The organism is Lentzea sp. NPDC036955, assembly GCF_055608005.1.
On record NZ_JBVJRC010000001.1, the window covers coordinates 790,346 to 805,434 of the forward strand.

At 71.2% G+C, this 15,089-nt stretch carries 11 protein-coding genes; 9 read left to right on the forward strand and 2 right to left on the reverse strand.

All coding sequences use genetic code 11. The annotated features are described in order from the left end of the window. Positions 1-151: 151 nt before the first annotated feature. Together ACZ7CF_RS03805 and ACZ7CF_RS03810 are read right to left on the reverse strand one after the other, a co-directional pair. Positions 152-955, reverse strand: a complete 804-nt coding sequence (locus ACZ7CF_RS03805) for a hypothetical protein (RefSeq protein WP_470368728.1) — start codon at positions 953-955, stop codon at positions 152-154. After that, a complete protein-coding gene (locus ACZ7CF_RS03810) occupies positions 952-1,248 on the reverse strand; it encodes a hypothetical protein (RefSeq protein ID WP_360402174.1) in 297 nt (98 codons plus the stop codon). The genes ACZ7CF_RS03805 and ACZ7CF_RS03810 overlap by 4 nt, the downstream gene beginning before the upstream one ends. 392 nt (positions 1,249-1,640) lie before the next feature. On the opposite strand from ACZ7CF_RS03810, the gene ACZ7CF_RS03815 reads away from it, so the two are divergent. From ACZ7CF_RS03815 to ACZ7CF_RS03855, 9 genes are read left to right on the forward strand one after another with little or no spacing between them, the layout of a single operon-like run. Beyond that, on the forward strand, positions 1,641-4,097 hold the full coding sequence (locus ACZ7CF_RS03815; protein ID WP_470368729.1) for a TIR domain-containing protein: 2,457 nt from the start codon (positions 1,641-1,643) through the stop codon (positions 4,095-4,097). Continuing rightward, positions 4,094-6,718, forward strand: a complete 2,625-nt coding sequence (locus ACZ7CF_RS03820) for a hypothetical protein (protein ID WP_470368730.1) — start codon at positions 4,094-4,096, stop codon at positions 6,716-6,718. The genes ACZ7CF_RS03815 and ACZ7CF_RS03820 overlap by 4 nt, the downstream gene beginning before the upstream one ends. Then, positions 6,715-7,164, forward strand: coding sequence for a J domain-containing protein (locus tag ACZ7CF_RS03825; protein ID WP_360398778.1), 450 nt, complete (start codon positions 6,715-6,717; stop codon positions 7,162-7,164). Before ACZ7CF_RS03820 ends, ACZ7CF_RS03825 begins: the two co-directional genes overlap by 4 nt. Continuing rightward, on the forward strand, positions 7,164-7,886 hold the full coding sequence (locus tag ACZ7CF_RS03830; protein WP_470368731.1) for a nucleotide exchange factor GrpE: 723 nt from the start codon (positions 7,164-7,166) through the stop codon (positions 7,884-7,886). The genes ACZ7CF_RS03825 and ACZ7CF_RS03830 overlap by 1 nt, the downstream gene beginning before the upstream one ends. 7 nt (positions 7,887-7,893) lie before the next feature. Further along, positions 7,894-9,834, forward strand: coding sequence for an Hsp70 family protein (locus ACZ7CF_RS03835; RefSeq protein WP_360398784.1), 1,941 nt, complete (start codon positions 7,894-7,896; stop codon positions 9,832-9,834). A gap of 2 nt (positions 9,835-9,836) precedes the next feature. Continuing rightward, the gene (locus tag ACZ7CF_RS03840; RefSeq protein ID WP_360398787.1) at positions 9,837-11,258 is read left to right on the forward strand and encodes a tetratricopeptide repeat protein; all 1,422 of its coding nucleotides are present in this window, start codon (positions 9,837-9,839) and stop codon (positions 11,256-11,258) included. Beyond that, entirely contained in the window at positions 11,225-13,162 is a 1,938-nt protein-coding gene (locus ACZ7CF_RS03845; protein ID WP_470368732.1) for a tetratricopeptide repeat protein, read from the forward strand. Before ACZ7CF_RS03840 ends, ACZ7CF_RS03845 begins: the two co-directional genes overlap by 34 nt. Positions 13,163-13,166: 4 nt before the next feature. After that, the gene (locus tag ACZ7CF_RS03850; RefSeq protein WP_360398793.1) at positions 13,167-13,382 is read left to right on the forward strand and encodes a hypothetical protein; all 216 of its coding nucleotides are present in this window, start codon (positions 13,167-13,169) and stop codon (positions 13,380-13,382) included. A 7-nt stretch (positions 13,383-13,389) separates the two neighbouring features. Continuing rightward, positions 13,390-14,943 carry a tetratricopeptide repeat protein gene (locus ACZ7CF_RS03855; protein ID WP_470368733.1) on the forward strand — a complete coding sequence of 518 codons (1,554 nt, stop codon included), beginning with the start codon at positions 13,390-13,392 and terminating at the stop codon, positions 14,941-14,943. The last annotated feature ends 146 nt before the right edge of the window (positions 14,944-15,089 follow it).

The window sequence follows — 15,089 nt, forward strand, 5'->3', positions numbered from 1 at the left end:
GAAGTCCGTGTTCGCGACAGCCGGGCCTGAGGCGGCCCCCGGCGGCACGGGCGGACAGCCCACATAGAACACCGGTATGCGGGCTGTCCGCCCGCACCGCCAGGAACCACCTCAGGCGCGACTCTCATCGAACGGGACCTCGACACAGGCCCTAGGTCGCCCCGCCCACCTCACGCTTCCAGCCACGCCGTGACGTTGCCAGCCGCTCGACGAGCTGCGTGATCACCAGCGTCGTGTGGTTGATCTCCAGCAGGTAGGCGACCTCCAGCGGGGACGGCAGGCGGTCCTGCGGGCGAGCCCGGTCAGGCCGCTCCTGCTCCGCGAGCAGACCGGTGCAGCTCCTCGCCAGCCACGCGGCGTTGGTGACGATCTTCGGGTGGTGCCGCTCGCTCACGCCGCGCGCCAGCAACCACCCCCACAGCCGGAGCTTCCTCAGCTGCCTCTGGAGCTGGTGGAGCTGCTCCTCGTGCTTCGGCCAGACCGGCATCCTGGAGCGCAGCAGCGCGTTCACCCGGCCGATGCGGGGCAACATCCACACGGCGGTGAGCCAGCTGGACAGCTCGCGCAGGACGTCGAGCTTCTTCGCCACCCATGCCGCCCATGTTGCGCGCAGCAACACCAGGAACGACATCCCGATGTGCGAACGCACCGCATCACGTTGCCGCGGCGGGAGATCAGCGAGCTGTCCTTCGAAGTCCGCGATCCACGCGCGGGCCTCGCCGAGCGGCAGCAGCGGTGCGATCAGGAGGAGCCAGGCCACCTCACGCGGCTGCACCGACAGCGACCGGACGACAAGGCAGTAGCGCACCGCGTAGAGCACGGCGACCACGCCGGCCACAGCGCCGGCGCCGGCGGGAACCTGCGACGTGTGGTCGCCGCCTTCGATCAGCACCGCGTAGAGCGCAGCCGCTCTGTCATAGCCGCCATCAGCGATCGGCAGCCAGACGGTGTTCACTCGGCGGTCTTCCCATCGGCGGGCCACGAGGGGACGAACCGCGGACGGTGCTCGGCGGAGACCCACCGCCCGTAGACCGTTGCCCGGTGCAGCTGGCGCCCCGAGCGCCCGGGGGTCGCGGCCCAGCGGGTGGCGACCTGGTTCAGCCGGCGCAGGCGCACCAGGACGGGGTACAACCGCGCTGGACTGAGGGCAGCCGCCTCCGCAAGTGCTGCCGTGTCGAGCTCGAGGTCGGGTCGTGCTGTCAGGGCCCGCAGCACGCGACCGGCGTGACGCCGCCGTCGCCAGAACATGGCGGGACAGTACCGTGACCTGGGTTTCTTGTACTCTATATAGGGGCGCTGCTTCACACTAAAGAGATCAGCTGGAGCCGTTCCCCTCACCCTTTCGGTGCATGATCTGCGCGGTCTCGACGCCCGCAGTGAGCCTTTGCCGGTGGGGATGCGCCGTTCGAGTGAGCCAGCAGGCCGCGGCGAAGATCGCGAACGCTTCTCGCCGCACCGAAACTGCCGAGAGCGTGCACACGCGTCGGTGTCCCGGTTGTCCGGCAAGGCCGAACACGGGTTTCGACTGCGCGTTCTGGCCTCTATTTGTCCTCTTTTTGGCCACTGACGCCGCGCCCCGCGCTGATAACCTGCCGGAATCCGGGGGGTGACCGACAAGGTCGCGGACGGAGGATTTCGAGTTGGCTGACCGGGACGACCTGTCCCCCGTTTTCGACGTGTTCATCAGTTACGCGATCGCCGACGAGGACTTGGTCAAACCTTTTGTCACGGCTCTCAAAAGGGATGGGTTCCAGGTCTGGATCGACTACGAGCAGATGGCGGGCGGCGTTCCCGTCATGGAACAGCTGGCGGACGGGATCGCGCAGTCGGCGCACATGATCGTCTGCCTGTCCGACGCCTACCTCGGACGCGACTGGACCAAGGCTGAGCTGCACATCAGCCTCGCGCGAGATCCCGGCGCGCGGGAGGTGCGAACGATTCCGGCGATCTTCCGGCCGCTGACGATGAAGGTGCCGTCGTACCTGAGCCAGCTGACCATCTGCGACCTGACCAACCGGCGCCACGACTACGACCAGCAGTACCTGCTCGTCACCAGAAGAATTCGCCGGAGGGTGGAGCCGACGAGTCCGGGGAAAGACGCGCTCGGACAGATCTGCGCCACCCCGTTTGGTCACGTCGACCAACCGGAACGAGCGTTGTTCGAGGCGTACCGGGCCTATCGTGAACTGTGCCAGTATTTGTACCGCCAGGAAGTCGGCGAAATTCCAGGGCACGCGGAGTTCGGCTGGATCACCGACCGGCTGATGATGCGGCGGAGCCTGCCGACCGAGATCCGGGACGCGCTGGCGACCATGGAGGGCTACGGACGGCAGGTCGTACCCGGCTACGTCGACGGGCCGGCCGTGACGGCGGAGACGATCGAGTCCCCGCTCAAGACCCTGGCGATGCTGACGCAGTGGGTGTTCCCCGACTGGCACCGGCCGGACGAACAGGTGGCGGCCTGGGACGTCCTGCCCGCCGGTGAGGACGGAACCCGGCGGTTGCCCGGCACCGACTACCTGCTGCGCGGCCCCGCACTGGGGCGCACCACGCTCGGACCGCTCTACGGCGCGCACGACACGAGCCGCGACAAGCCGATGACGGTCGTCCTCGTCGAACCGCCACCGGCCGACGAACGCGCCTTCCGCCAGCACGTCGCCCGGTTCGCGAACGGGCGGCGGGGCGGCGTCCTGGCGCCCGACGACGGCGGCGACCTCGTGATCGCCGGTCGCCGGCTGCACTACCTCGCGATGCCCGCGATCGACGGTGTCTGGGCCGAGAACCTGGTCGAGCACGTGCGGGAGCTGCCACCCCGCGCCGCCTGCGAGCTGGCGCTGGGCGTCGCGGAGGTGCTGCGCGGACTGCACGAGGCGGATCCGCCGGTCGTGCACGGTGATGTCGTGCTCGCCAACGTGGTCGTCGGTGCGCTGGGCACCGTGGCGCTGTGTCCGGGCCGGCCGAGGACCACGACCAGGGCCGAGGACCTGAGCGCGCTCGCCGCACTGGTGGACGGTCCGCTCGCCGAGCGGCTGGCGTCCTGCACGACCGCGGTGCGGGCCTGCCGGATCCTCCGCGACGCGTGCCGCGACCTGCCGTCCGAGGACAGCCTCGGTTCGGTGTACCGGCGTTTCCGCGGCTCGACGCGAACGGCCCCGCGGCGGGACGGCCGGGCCACGCAGCTGGTGGAGACGTGCCGGATCGAGAGCCGGGCGGCCTGGCCCCTCGGCGACGGCCGGCTGGTGGTGTGGGAACGCGGCACCGACACCCTGGTCGTCCGGGAGGGCGAGCACACGGTCTGGCGGGACAGCTGTGCGGTCGTGGTGCGCCGGGTGGCCCGCGGACCGGATGGACGGCTGGCCGTCGGCGGCTGGGACGGAGCGGTGCGCTGCTTCGCCGACGGGGCTCCCGTGGTCACCGCGCGGATGGACGGCGCGGTCGGCGACCTGTGCTTCGTCGGTGACAACCTGGTCGCGGGGTCGTGGAAGCAGCACCTGTGGCTGTTCGCGCCGGACGGCCGGCGCCACGAGCTGCTTGAGGTCAAGGCCGGGGTGCACCGCATCGCGGCGGCCGACGCCCGTGACCGGTTCGCCGTCGCCGACCTGTCCGGCGGGCTCGCCATCTACTCCGACAACCGCCGCGTCGCCAACATGCCGGCGGTCGGCTTCGTGACCGATCTCGCCTACGCGGGCACCCGGCTGGTCCTGCTCACCGGTGAGGCGCTGACGAGTCTGCGGCTGGACGGCTCGATCGGCGTGGGCGAACCGCGACCCGGTGCGCGCGGGCTGTTGCCCGGTTCGGCAGCCGGCCAGTGCACGCTGCTGGTCGAGACGGCGGCCGGAACCGAGACGTGGCTGGTCGACGCGGCGGACCGGCAGGTGCGCGACCACGTCTTCCCCGCGGGCCACGCGCTGATCGGCACCTGCGGGGTGCCCGGCCGGTTCATCGTGTCCGATCCGGACGGTGGGTACGCCTACTGGCGCGACGGGGAGCCGCAGGCACTGTGGCCCAACGCGACCACCGCCACCATCTCGGCGAACGGCCGGTTGCTCGCCGTCTGCCGGCCCGGTGTCGTCGAGCTGTACGAGGACTTCACGTGACGGTCACGGCCACCGGCGGCAACACGAGGACATCGCTGCTGGCGGCGATCGAGGAGCTGCGCGCCCGCGACGCCACACCGGCCGTGCGGATCGCGCTGGCAGAGGCCGAGTTCCGGCTGGCCGTCGCGGAGGACACCGAACCGGCGGAGGCGATCGACCGGCTGCGCGCCGCCATCGAGCAGGACCCGTTCTGCCCCAAGCTGTTCCTGCACCTCGGGCGGTTGTTGCACAGGTCCGGCGGCGCGGTGGCCGCAGTGCCCGAGTACCGCCACGCCATCCGCCTGGCACCGAACAGCCGCCGGGCGCACCTGCTGCTCGCGCTGGCACTGCTGGACATCGGGAAGCACACCCGTGAGCTCGGCGACCGGGTGCTCGCGGGCCTGAACAGCGGCAGCCCGCAGGACCTGAAGGCCGCCGTCGCCGAGGTGGACTCGTGGCTGGAGGACCAGGGCACCCCCGGCGGTGACCGGAAGTCCCGCCGTCCCGCCCCCAACCGCGGCGTGCAGGGCGCGCCGGCCGCCTGGCGGGTCGCGCTGCACGAGCAGATCACCCGTGGCAAGACGCAGGCGAGCCAGCTTTCCGCCCTCCTGCAGGCGGGACTGCTGCGCGTGGGCGAAGCCGGTGAGGTCGGCGAGTACGCCACCGCGTGCGCGTTGCTGCTGGCGAACGGCCAGAAACCGCGTTCGGTCCGGGAGTTCGCCAAGCCCGTCATGGCCGGGCACTCGGACCACCCGGCGGTCAGGATGCTCGCCGCGGCACTGGACCTCGCCGAGGCGGGCGGTCCGGCGGCGTTCGTCACGACGGCGGCCGAGCACGTCGAGAACGGCACGCTGCCACTGGAACTGGTGTGCTGCCTGCATCTGGACCGGTACGGACCGGACCACCACAGCTCTGCCGTCGAGGCGCTCGCACTGCTGGACACCTACCCGCGGGCGCTTCGGGACTCCGACGGCTTCGACGAGCTGAGGCTGGCCGTGCTGGACGGGCACGCGCGCAAGGCGTGGGCGGCCGAACGGTTCGACGAGGCCAGGTTGTTGTGGCAGGAGGCAGGCTCGATCGACAGGTTCCGCGTCCCGGTGGCGCTCAACCTCGCGTTGCTGGCCGCCAAGACGAAGTCGGAGCAGGACTACGGCCCGGCCTGGGACCGGGCGAGCGAGCTGCTCTACCTGCACGCGGCCGGCGCCGGCGACGTCCAGCTGCTGCTGGAGGAGCGCCGGTCGTTGCACTCCGCCCTGACCCAGCAGGCCCACCAGCGGCACTGCGAGCGCACCGGACTCAGGGACACACCGAGTGCCGAGGAGATCACGGCGTGGCTGGCCGATCCGGACGCGCTGACCGAATGGCTGCACCAGTGGGACCTCCACTACGTCAACGCACGCCTCGGTTTCCGGTCACCGGCCCACCTGCTCGGGGTTCCCGCCGACGCCGGCCAGGAGGACCACGTGGCGGCCGAGGAGGCGTTCGTCAAGCACCTGCGGCTGGCCTTGAGCGGGCGGGACTGGGCCGGTGTCGGCGTTTTCGCGACCCTGGCCGCCGGGCAGGCCCGGCGCGCCCGCCTGTCGATCGGCGAGACCAGGGACGCCTACTACGAGCCGGAGCGCCAGGAGGCACGGTCGCTGGCCGAGCTGGCGTTGCGCCGCGGGCTGATCCTGCGGGAGATGATGAAGGAGCTGCACAGGAGACCGTCCGGTGCGCAGCTCCGGATGGGCTACGAGCTGGCACGCCGGCAGCTGGTGCTGCCCTGGCGGGCGCTGCGGCCGATCTGCGTCGCGATCGGTGCGATCGCCGACGACTTCGACCTCGTCCGGATGTTCGAACAGGACCTCGTCGCGCTGGCGACCTACTGGGACACCCCGAAGCCGCGCACCGACGAGGAGTCGGCCGATCGGTTGTCCCTCTTGGACGGTTGCGTCGAGGTGGTGCCGCACGACCTGACGCTGCGGTTGATGCGGTGCCTGGCGCTGCGCGCCGTGAACCGGCATGACGACGCGTACGCGGCCGCGGTGGCAGCACTGGAGCTCCCGCCACCGCAGGACGAGGACGACAACCGGCAGGCGACGGTCGACGAGCTGGTCGCCCTGGTCGACCTCATCGGCATGGAGGGCATCCCGCGGAGCCTGCCGAGCCGGGAGGCGGCGATCGCGGCGGCCCGGCGGGAGCTGGAACGGTTCCCGCGCTGCGGGCAGCTGCGGCGGGAGCTGGTGAAGCAGCTGTCGGCGACGGGCCGCGTGGCGGAGACGAACGAGGCGATCGCCCTGCTGAGCGAGGGCATCGAGCTGGCGCTGAGCGCGGGGCAACGGGCCGACTTCACCGAGCGGCTCGTGGCGCTGGAGCCGGTGGCGGCGGCCGCGCCGGTCCGCGCGTCGCTCCGGCAGCTGGTGGAGCCCGCCCAGGAGGCGGCCAGTGCCGCGATCGCCGAGTACGTGCGCGACACCGGCGACAAGACGAGGAAGTCGGCGCTGACGGCCGTGCGCGTGGCCGTCGACAAGGTGACCGAAGGGCTGCGGATCGCGGAGCAGGCGGGGCTCGACGCGGAACGCGCGTCACTGGACAAGGCCCTCGCCAGGCTGCGGGAGATGGCGGCCCGGCTGGCAGGCGAGCCGGAAGACGCTGGGAGATGACGATGTTCATGATCGACCTCGGGGGTGACTCCCACTACTCGCGGCTGGGGGTGTCACCGGACGCCTCCGCAGAAGAGATCCGGCAGGCCAGGGACCGGTTGATCCGCGAGCTGCGGGAACGGGTGCGCCGCGAACCGGGGCGCAAGGACGAGCTCACCGAACGGCAGCAGCAGATCAACGGTGTCGCGGACGTGCTGGTCCGTCCGGCGAAGCGGCAGCAGTACGACAGGGGGCACGAGCACCTGCGGTTCTTCACGATCCGCTCCGCGGCCGCGCCGGTGTTCACCAGCCAGGCGGACCGGATCGACGTGCTGCACCGGGTTATCAGCGCTCATCTGCGAGCGGCCGGAGTCGAGCTCCGTCCGCTGTCCGATGTGGACCGCAGCGACTTCGCGGCCGACGTGACCCCGAACACCCTCCTCGACGACCTGATCGGACAGTGCTGATGGACACGGCGCCGGACACCGACCGCACGACCGAACCGGAGCTCAAGACCGACCCGGAACCCACGACGGCCCCAGAGCTCACGACGGCCCCGGAGCACACGACGGACCACACCGCTGACCCGCCGGCCGGCACCGACCCCGCTGTCGAGCGGCTGGACCGGATCGGGGCGTTGCTGGAGGAGGTCGTCGACGACAACACCGCCGTCACGACGTCGATGAACCAGCTCGGCCACGCACAGCGCGCGCTGGGCGCCGACGTGCGGCGGGAGCTCGGCGAGCTGCGCCGGGACCTCGCGGCCGGCCTCGCCTACCGCACCCTCAAGGACCTGTGCGTCGAGCTGATCGGCCCGCTGGGCGCGATGGAGGCGATGCTGGACAAGGCCGACTTCACCGACACCGAGGCCGTGTCCGGGCACGTGCGCAGTCTCGTGATCACGTTGCACGGGGTGCTGAGCCGGATGGGTGCGGAGCGCATCGCCGTCTCGCTCGGCGAGGAGGCGTTCAACCCCAACCGGCACCGCTGCGTCAGCCTGGTGGCGCCGGACGAGTCGCCGTTCCCGGACGCCCCGCCCCGCACCGTCGTGCGCGTGCTCGAAGACGGCTATCTGCTCGATCAACGCCTGCTCACGCCCGTCGCGGTGGAGGTGCAGGCCGACCGTCCCGCCGCCGGTACCGAGCCGGAAACCGGCACGACCACGGACACCGACACCGCAGAGGCATAGGAGAGTCATGCCATTCCACAAGGTCATCGGGATCGACCTGGGCACCACCTACTCCGCGGTGTCCATCTACGACGGCAAGGACACCGTCGTCATCGAGAGCGCGCTCGGCACGAAGACGGTGCCGAGCGTCGTGGGGCTCGACCCGGAGGGTCAGGTGATCGTCGGGGCACCCGCGCAGAACAACCTGGCCAGCGACCCGGAGAACACCGTCATCGAGGTCAAGCGCGACATGGGCGCGTACCTCAGGGAGCCGACCGGGCCGGAGGACTCCGGCGAGCCCAAGCGGGTCCGGTTCCGCGGCAGGGACTACCTGCCGCAGGAGATCTCCGCGTTCATCCTGATGGAGCTCAAGCGGCAGGCCGAGGAGTTCGTCGGCGAGCCGATCCACGACGCCGTGATCACGGTGCCCGCGTACTTCCGCGAACCCCAGCGCGGCGCGACCGAGGACGCGGCCAGGATGGCCAGGCTGAACGTGCGCCGGCTGGTGAACGAGCCGACCTCCGCCGCGGTGTGCTTCGGCGCGGACAAGATCGAGGACGACCAGACCCACACCTACGCGGTGTACGACCTCGGCGGCGGCACGTTCGACGTGTCGATCATCCAGGTCAGCCCCGGCAACATCAGCGTCGTCGGCACCGGCGGCGACCCCCGGCTGGGCGGCGGCGACTTCGACGACCTCATCACCGGCTACGTGCTCAACCACATCAAGGAGAAGCACGGCACCGACCTCTCCGGCGACCGCGCGATCTGGCAGCGGGTGAAGCGGGAGGCGGAGATGCGCAAGCGCGAGCTGTCGGTCGCCAACGCCGCGACGCTCAACCTGCCGTTCCTCACCAAGGACCTGTCGGTGAACGTGCCGCTGACCAGGACCGTGTTCGAGTCGCTGATCAAGGACCTGCTCGACCGCTCGCTCACCTGCCTCGACGAGGCGATCGAGTCGGCGCGGGAGAGCAACGGCATCGAGCGCGACGAGATCGAGCAGGTGCTGCTGGTCGGCGGGTCCACCAGGATCGCGTGCATCCGCGGGATGCTCGCCGAGCACCTGGGCCTGGAGCTCAAGGACATCCGATCCGACATCAGCCCTGACGAGGTGGTCGCCCGCGGCGCGGGCATGGTCGCGCGGGACTACCCCGCCGCCGACGGTTACGAGGGCGCCGACATCGAGATGGCCCCGGTGGAGGACGAGAACGGCCTGGTGATCGGCGGGGCCTCGCCCGAGGGCGGGATGATCGTCCTGCAGGACGTCACCAGCCACACCCTGGGCATCCTGGCGAACAAGACGGACTTCGTGCCGATCCTGCCCAAGGACAGCCGGATTCCCGGCAGCGAGACGAAGGACCACTTCACCAACTCCGGTCCCGGCAAGCTGCTGATGGTCCGCATCTTCCAGGGCGAGAACCCGGTCGCCTACGAGAACGACCTGATCGGCAAGCTGCCCATCGAACTGCCCGAGTCGCGGGAACAGGGCTACTACAGGTTCGCCGTGACGTTCTCGATCGACGAGAGCGGGCTGCTGGCCGTCGGCGTGCGGAACCTGAACGACAACCGGTTGTGGGAAACCAAGCTGCAGTGCGACGTGCGGGCCACCCGCGAGCAGATCGAGAAGAGCGCGGCGCACCTGAAGGAAGCGATGGCCGGTCATCAGGGCGCCGGGCTGCCGGAACCGCCCGGTGGCACCGAGGTCGTGCCGGACGGGCTGCCGAAACCCCCTGGGGCACCAGGGGACCAGAGCGACGCCGCGGCGCTGCCCCCGCCGCCGGACGACACCCCGGCCGAGTTCAAGAGCGTGGTGAGGCGGTCGTACAAGCTGATCCCGCAGCTGCCGGAGGCGCGGCGGGCGGAGCTCACGTCGGCGTACCTGGCGTTCGTGATCGCCGTGCGCAACGGCTCCGCTGAGCTGGAGGACCTCGGCGACCAGCTCAGCGACGTCTTCTACCGGTACAGGTAACCGTGCAGGGACCACCGGGGGTCGAGATGGTGGCCGCGGTCGGCAGCACCGGCCGCGGCACCCTGTGGCGCGCGAGCAGGCGGCAGCCGGACGACCGGATCGTGCGCATCGTCGAGCCGCGGTTCGCCGACGGCGTCTTCCGGCAGGCCGTCGCCGCGCTCGCCAGGCGGCAGCCGGCCGGGATGGTCGCGATCATCGGGCACGACTGGACCCCCGACGGCTGCTACTACCTCGAGTACGCCACCGGTGACGCCTGGCTGACGCTGGCCGAGCGGCTGGCCGGGCTCGCGGACTGGCAGGACCGGGTGGTGCTGCTGGAACGGGTCTGCTCGCTGTTCTCCCGCTGGCAGCGCAGCCCGGTGCACCCGCTCGGGCTGAGCCTGCACGACATCGTGGTGGTGGCGGAGGACGACCGCTGGCTGCCGTGGTTGTTGCCCTGCCCGGAGATCACCCCGGCCACGCCGTGCGACCTGTTCGGAGTGGACACCCCTGCGGTCGCGGCGCTGGCCCCGGAGATCGTGCGCGGGCTGCGGCCGGACCACCGGGCGGTGGACTGCTACGCCCTCGGCACGGTGGTGGCGCAGGCTTTGTGCGACGACGACGTGCCGTCGTCCGTCGCCGCCGAGGACCAGGTCGAGGCACAGGCGCGCGGCATGCTGTGGCCCGCGCTGCGGTCCCGGACGCGGATACCGAGCGCGCTGGCCGCCGTTCAGGAGGGCGAGGACCTGTTCCGCGCGGTCGAGCACTACCGCCACGCCGTGCCGAGTGCCCGGCCCGCGGACGCGGAGGAGCTGCGGTCGGCGCTGGCGGCGCTGGCGGATCCGGTGTCGATCGCGACCCGGCTCCGCGACACCGATCCGCTGCTCGCGCTGGACGTCCTGCGGTGGGTGCGGGAGGACGGCGGAGCCGCGCACGTCCGCGCGGGCCTGCTCGGGGCGGAGATCGCCGCCGGCCGCGGTGACGACGAGACGGCCCTGCGCCACCTGAACGGGGTGGTCCGGTCCGCGCCGTACCGGTTCGACCTGCGCCGCCGCCGGTACGAGGCCGCGTGGCGGGTGTTCGCGGCACGACCGGCGGATCGCGCGCTGGGCGAGGTGCTCCTGGACGACATCGCCCTGCTCAAGCAGACGAACCCCGAGGACGACGACTCCGCGCTGCACCAGCGGGCCGCCGAGGTGCACCTGCTGCTCGGCGATCCGGGCGCGGCCGCACGGGAGCTCTTCACCGTGCTCGCCCGTGACCCGGGTGACCTCGACGCGCTGGTGGCGTACTGCCGCTGCTGGCTCGAACTGGGCGATGTCCAGAACGCCAGGCGGACCGGGGCCGAGGCACGGCGGCGCATCGAGCGCATGGTCGACACACAGCTGCTCACGTCAGGGGAGGCACAGCAGTGGTACGAGCGGTTCGCCCGGCTGTTGTCCTGATCATCGCGGTCGTGGCCGTGCTGGTCGCGGCACCGGCCCACGGCGCTCCACAGGACCCCGTGATCGTCCTGCCCAGCGGCACCGTGCTGCCGCCCGGCCGCCACCAGGCCAGGATCGACACGGGATCAGGGGTCGTGACGGCCGAGGTCGTCGTGCCCGGTGCTCCCGCGGTCGGCACGACCCAGCCCGCTGTCCCCAGTGGACAGCCGACGACGAACGGTTCGGCCGCGCCTTCGTCGGCCACCACCGGCCAACCGGCCGCGTCGTCATCCGGGTCGTCGTCGTCCGAATCGTCATCGGGGTTCTGGACGACATTGCTCGCGGTTCTCGCCGTCGTCCTGCTGCTGATCGGTGTCCTGGTCGGCTACCGCAGGCTGGTCGCGCCGCGCCGCCAGGTCCGCGAGTACCGCGACGCGGTGGGCATGGTCAAGCGCGGCGACCACGTGAAGGCGTTGCCCGCGCTCGAACGGCTCGAACACCGGCTGCCGGAGAAGCACCGGGCCGAGGCCGGGTTCTTCGCCGCCTTCGCACTGGTCAAGGCCGGCCTTCCGGAGGAGGCGGAGTACCGGCTGGCCGCGCTGCACCGGGAGAACCCCCGTGACGTCGACGTCGCGTACCTGCTGGCCTACCTGCGGGTGCAACGCCAAGATCACGACGGCGCGGAGCCGTTGCTGGAGGCGATCGAGGCGGCGGGCGGGATGGGCGAACCGCGGGCGCGCCGGCTCTACGGCATCGTGGAGTTCCACCGTGCGCTGGCGGCGTTGCGCGACGGCCGGGTCGATGCCGCGGCCATGTTGTTCCAGAAGGTGGAGAGGCTCGGCGACTTCGCCGACCGGGTGCCTGCCGACCTGCGCAACCAGCACGCCGTGCTGGGCGCGCAGGCGTTGTTCGACCGGGACCTGGTCGTGGCTCGCGGCCAGTTCGAGGACCTGGCGCGGGCGGCAGCGGACGCGGACCCCGACCGGCGGGAGTCGATGCTGGCGTCGGCGAAGATCGGCCTGGCGCTGGCGGCGTGGCTGGAGCACACGGTGGCGTCGACGGGCCAGGTGGACGAGTTGCTGGAGAGCGCGGCGAAGCACCTCGACCCGGACGCGGAGACCGAGCGGGAGTGGAGTTGCGTTCCCGACGACGAGAGCGTCACGGAGCGACTGGCCGCACTGGTCGCCCGCCAGGGCAGGGCGGCCGAGATCACCGAACGCGACATCACGTTGCGCGCCGTCCACCTGCTGCGCGCCGCGGCCGTGCTGCGCCTCTGGGCGGCGGGCAAACGCACGCGCGAGGGGGACGCCAAGCGGCTGGCCGAGGTGCTCGGGCGGCTGGCGTGCGCCCGCGAGTACGACCCGGAGCTCGGTGACCCGTACCTGGTCGCCGGTCTGCTCAAGTGCTACCTGGCGACGACGGCGCGGGAACGCGACGACGGGGTCGCCCTGCTGCGGCACGCCCAGCGACTGGGCGTGCGGGAACCGGAGGTCGTGCGCATCCTCAACGAGGAGGCCCGCCGGGGCCAGGCCCGCAGGGACGCGGCCGACCGGTACCTGCAGGTGCTCGACCAGTTCATCGAGGACCCGTCGGTCCGCCACGAGGTCCGGGTCAGCCTGCTCGAACGGTTGTCGCGGTTCAGCAAGGTGCGTTCGCTGGACCGCCGGCCGGAACTGGCCAAGGCGCGCACCGTGGCGCCGACGGTGGACGAGATGAACAGCCGCACCGAGCTGCTGCGGGAACGGGTGAGCCAGCTGATGAGCGCCCAGAGCGGCAACGAGAACCTGACCGCTGCCCAGCAGCTGGTGCACAACCTGGAGGACGACAGCCGGGTGCTGGCGGAGCAGGCGCATTCCGTGGAGGCGAAGGAAGCGGACCTGCTGGTGCTCATCGGGGACTGGCTGCTCGGCGACGACGAGAGGTGACCTGATGGCGAGAAAGCACATCTCCCCCGCCGACTGCCTGGACGAGCTGCCGGAGCCGGAGCTGGAGTTCACCGACGAGGCCATGGGCGACTCGATGCGGCGGATCGAGCTGCGCCGCTCGATCCTCGCGATCGCCGAGCTGGACCACCCCGCGGAGACGGCGCTCGTGACCGCGGTGGCGAAGAACCGCAAGGAAGGCAAGGCGAAGCGACGTGGATGACAACGGCGTGGACCACGGTGAAGACGCCGGTCTCGCCTTCCAGCCAGGCGAGGACTCGGACCTGACCTTCGTCAGGAAGACGGCCGAAGCGTTCGAGCCACTCGATCTCGGCCGCCGAGGCGCGTTCGCACCGGAGCCCGAGATCGGCCGGAAGACCCGTCTCGGTGAGATCGGCGACCGGTTCGAGCCGGCCGGCGACGGCCTGTGGATCGACGCGGACGACGACCGGTTGCGCGACGACCTGGCAAAGCTCGAGGAGCACCAGGCCGACCTGAGGCTGCGCGCCCTGCTGACCAACGCGGACCGCGCGCTGCGGGCCGGCCGTGCCGGCGAGGCGTGGGAGCACGTCGAGGCGGCGTTGCGGATCGCGCCCGCCAACGTGGCCGCACTCCTGCTCGGTGCCCGCTGCCACGACGCGCTCGAAGCGTTCGACAGCGCGCTCGACCTGCTGGCGACGGCACGGCAGCACGCCACCGACGCCGACGAGGTGACCGTCCTGCTGCGCCTGCGGGACGGCTGCCGGCTCAGGCTGACCAAACACGTCACCGTCCGCGCGGACGAGCTCCTGCGGGAGGGCCGCACGCCGGAGGCGGTCGAGTACACCGGGCAGCGACGGGCCAAGCACCCGGAGGTGCTCGGACTGCACTACGTCCACGGTTCGGTGCTGCTCATCGCCGACCGGCCCGCACAGGCACGCGAGGTGGTCGAGGCGGCGCTGGCCACCGCACCGGACAGCGAGATGTTCGCCGAGCTGCACCGGGTGATCCTGTCCAGGCTGTGCAAACCCCAGGTGGACCGCGCCTGCCGGTCGTTGCGGGCCGGTCAGCCCAAGGCCGCCATCGAACACCTCGAAGTCTGCGGCGACGCACTGCACAGCGAGCCCATGCACGAGTGGCTGTGGTCCTACGCGCACGAGCGGTACGCGAAGAAGGTGCCGATCATCGGCTGGCGCCGCGCACGCCGCGCGAACGTCGTGCCGCTGGACGCGGACAGCCTCCAGGAGGTGCTCGGGCGGCTGCTGACCGAGGAGTTCACCGAGGTGATGAAGGCCTTCGAGCGCGGCGACTTCGAGGCCGCCGGCGAACACTGCGAACGCGCCGAGGCCATCGACGGGCGCTACGGCACCATCGCCTACCTGCACGCCACAGCCGAGGCCCTCGCGGCCGACAAGGCACTCAGGACGATCAACCCGCGCACGCTGACGATCGCCGAACGACACCTGTCCGCAGCCGCGCGGATCGCGCCGAAGATGGCCTTCGACCCCGAGCTGACCGCCCAGCGCGACAAACTGACGGCCAGGATCGACAGCGAGCTCGCCGAAGTGGCCCGGCTCAAGAGGTTCATCACCTGCGTGTCCCGGTTCAACGACCTGATGTCGCGCTATGAACATCAGAGCATCACGAGCCGCTACGAGCTCCAGAACGTCCGGAGCGAGCTGATCTCGATCCGGAAGGCGGCCCACAGGTCCAGGCAGGAGCACCCGCCGAACTCCCCCGCCCAGCAAACACTGGACCGGGTGATCATCGCGGTCGACTCCAACCTGCGGTCGTTGCCGACCTGACGAAGCAAAATCGCCCATTCGCGGACGATCTCGCTCGACGTGGGCCAAAAAAGGAACCAGCGGGCTGGCTCAGACCGTCGGACGCCAGGATTTGAACCTGCGGCCCCTCGCCCTCAGGACGATCTGCGCCGACCGGCAAAAACAGC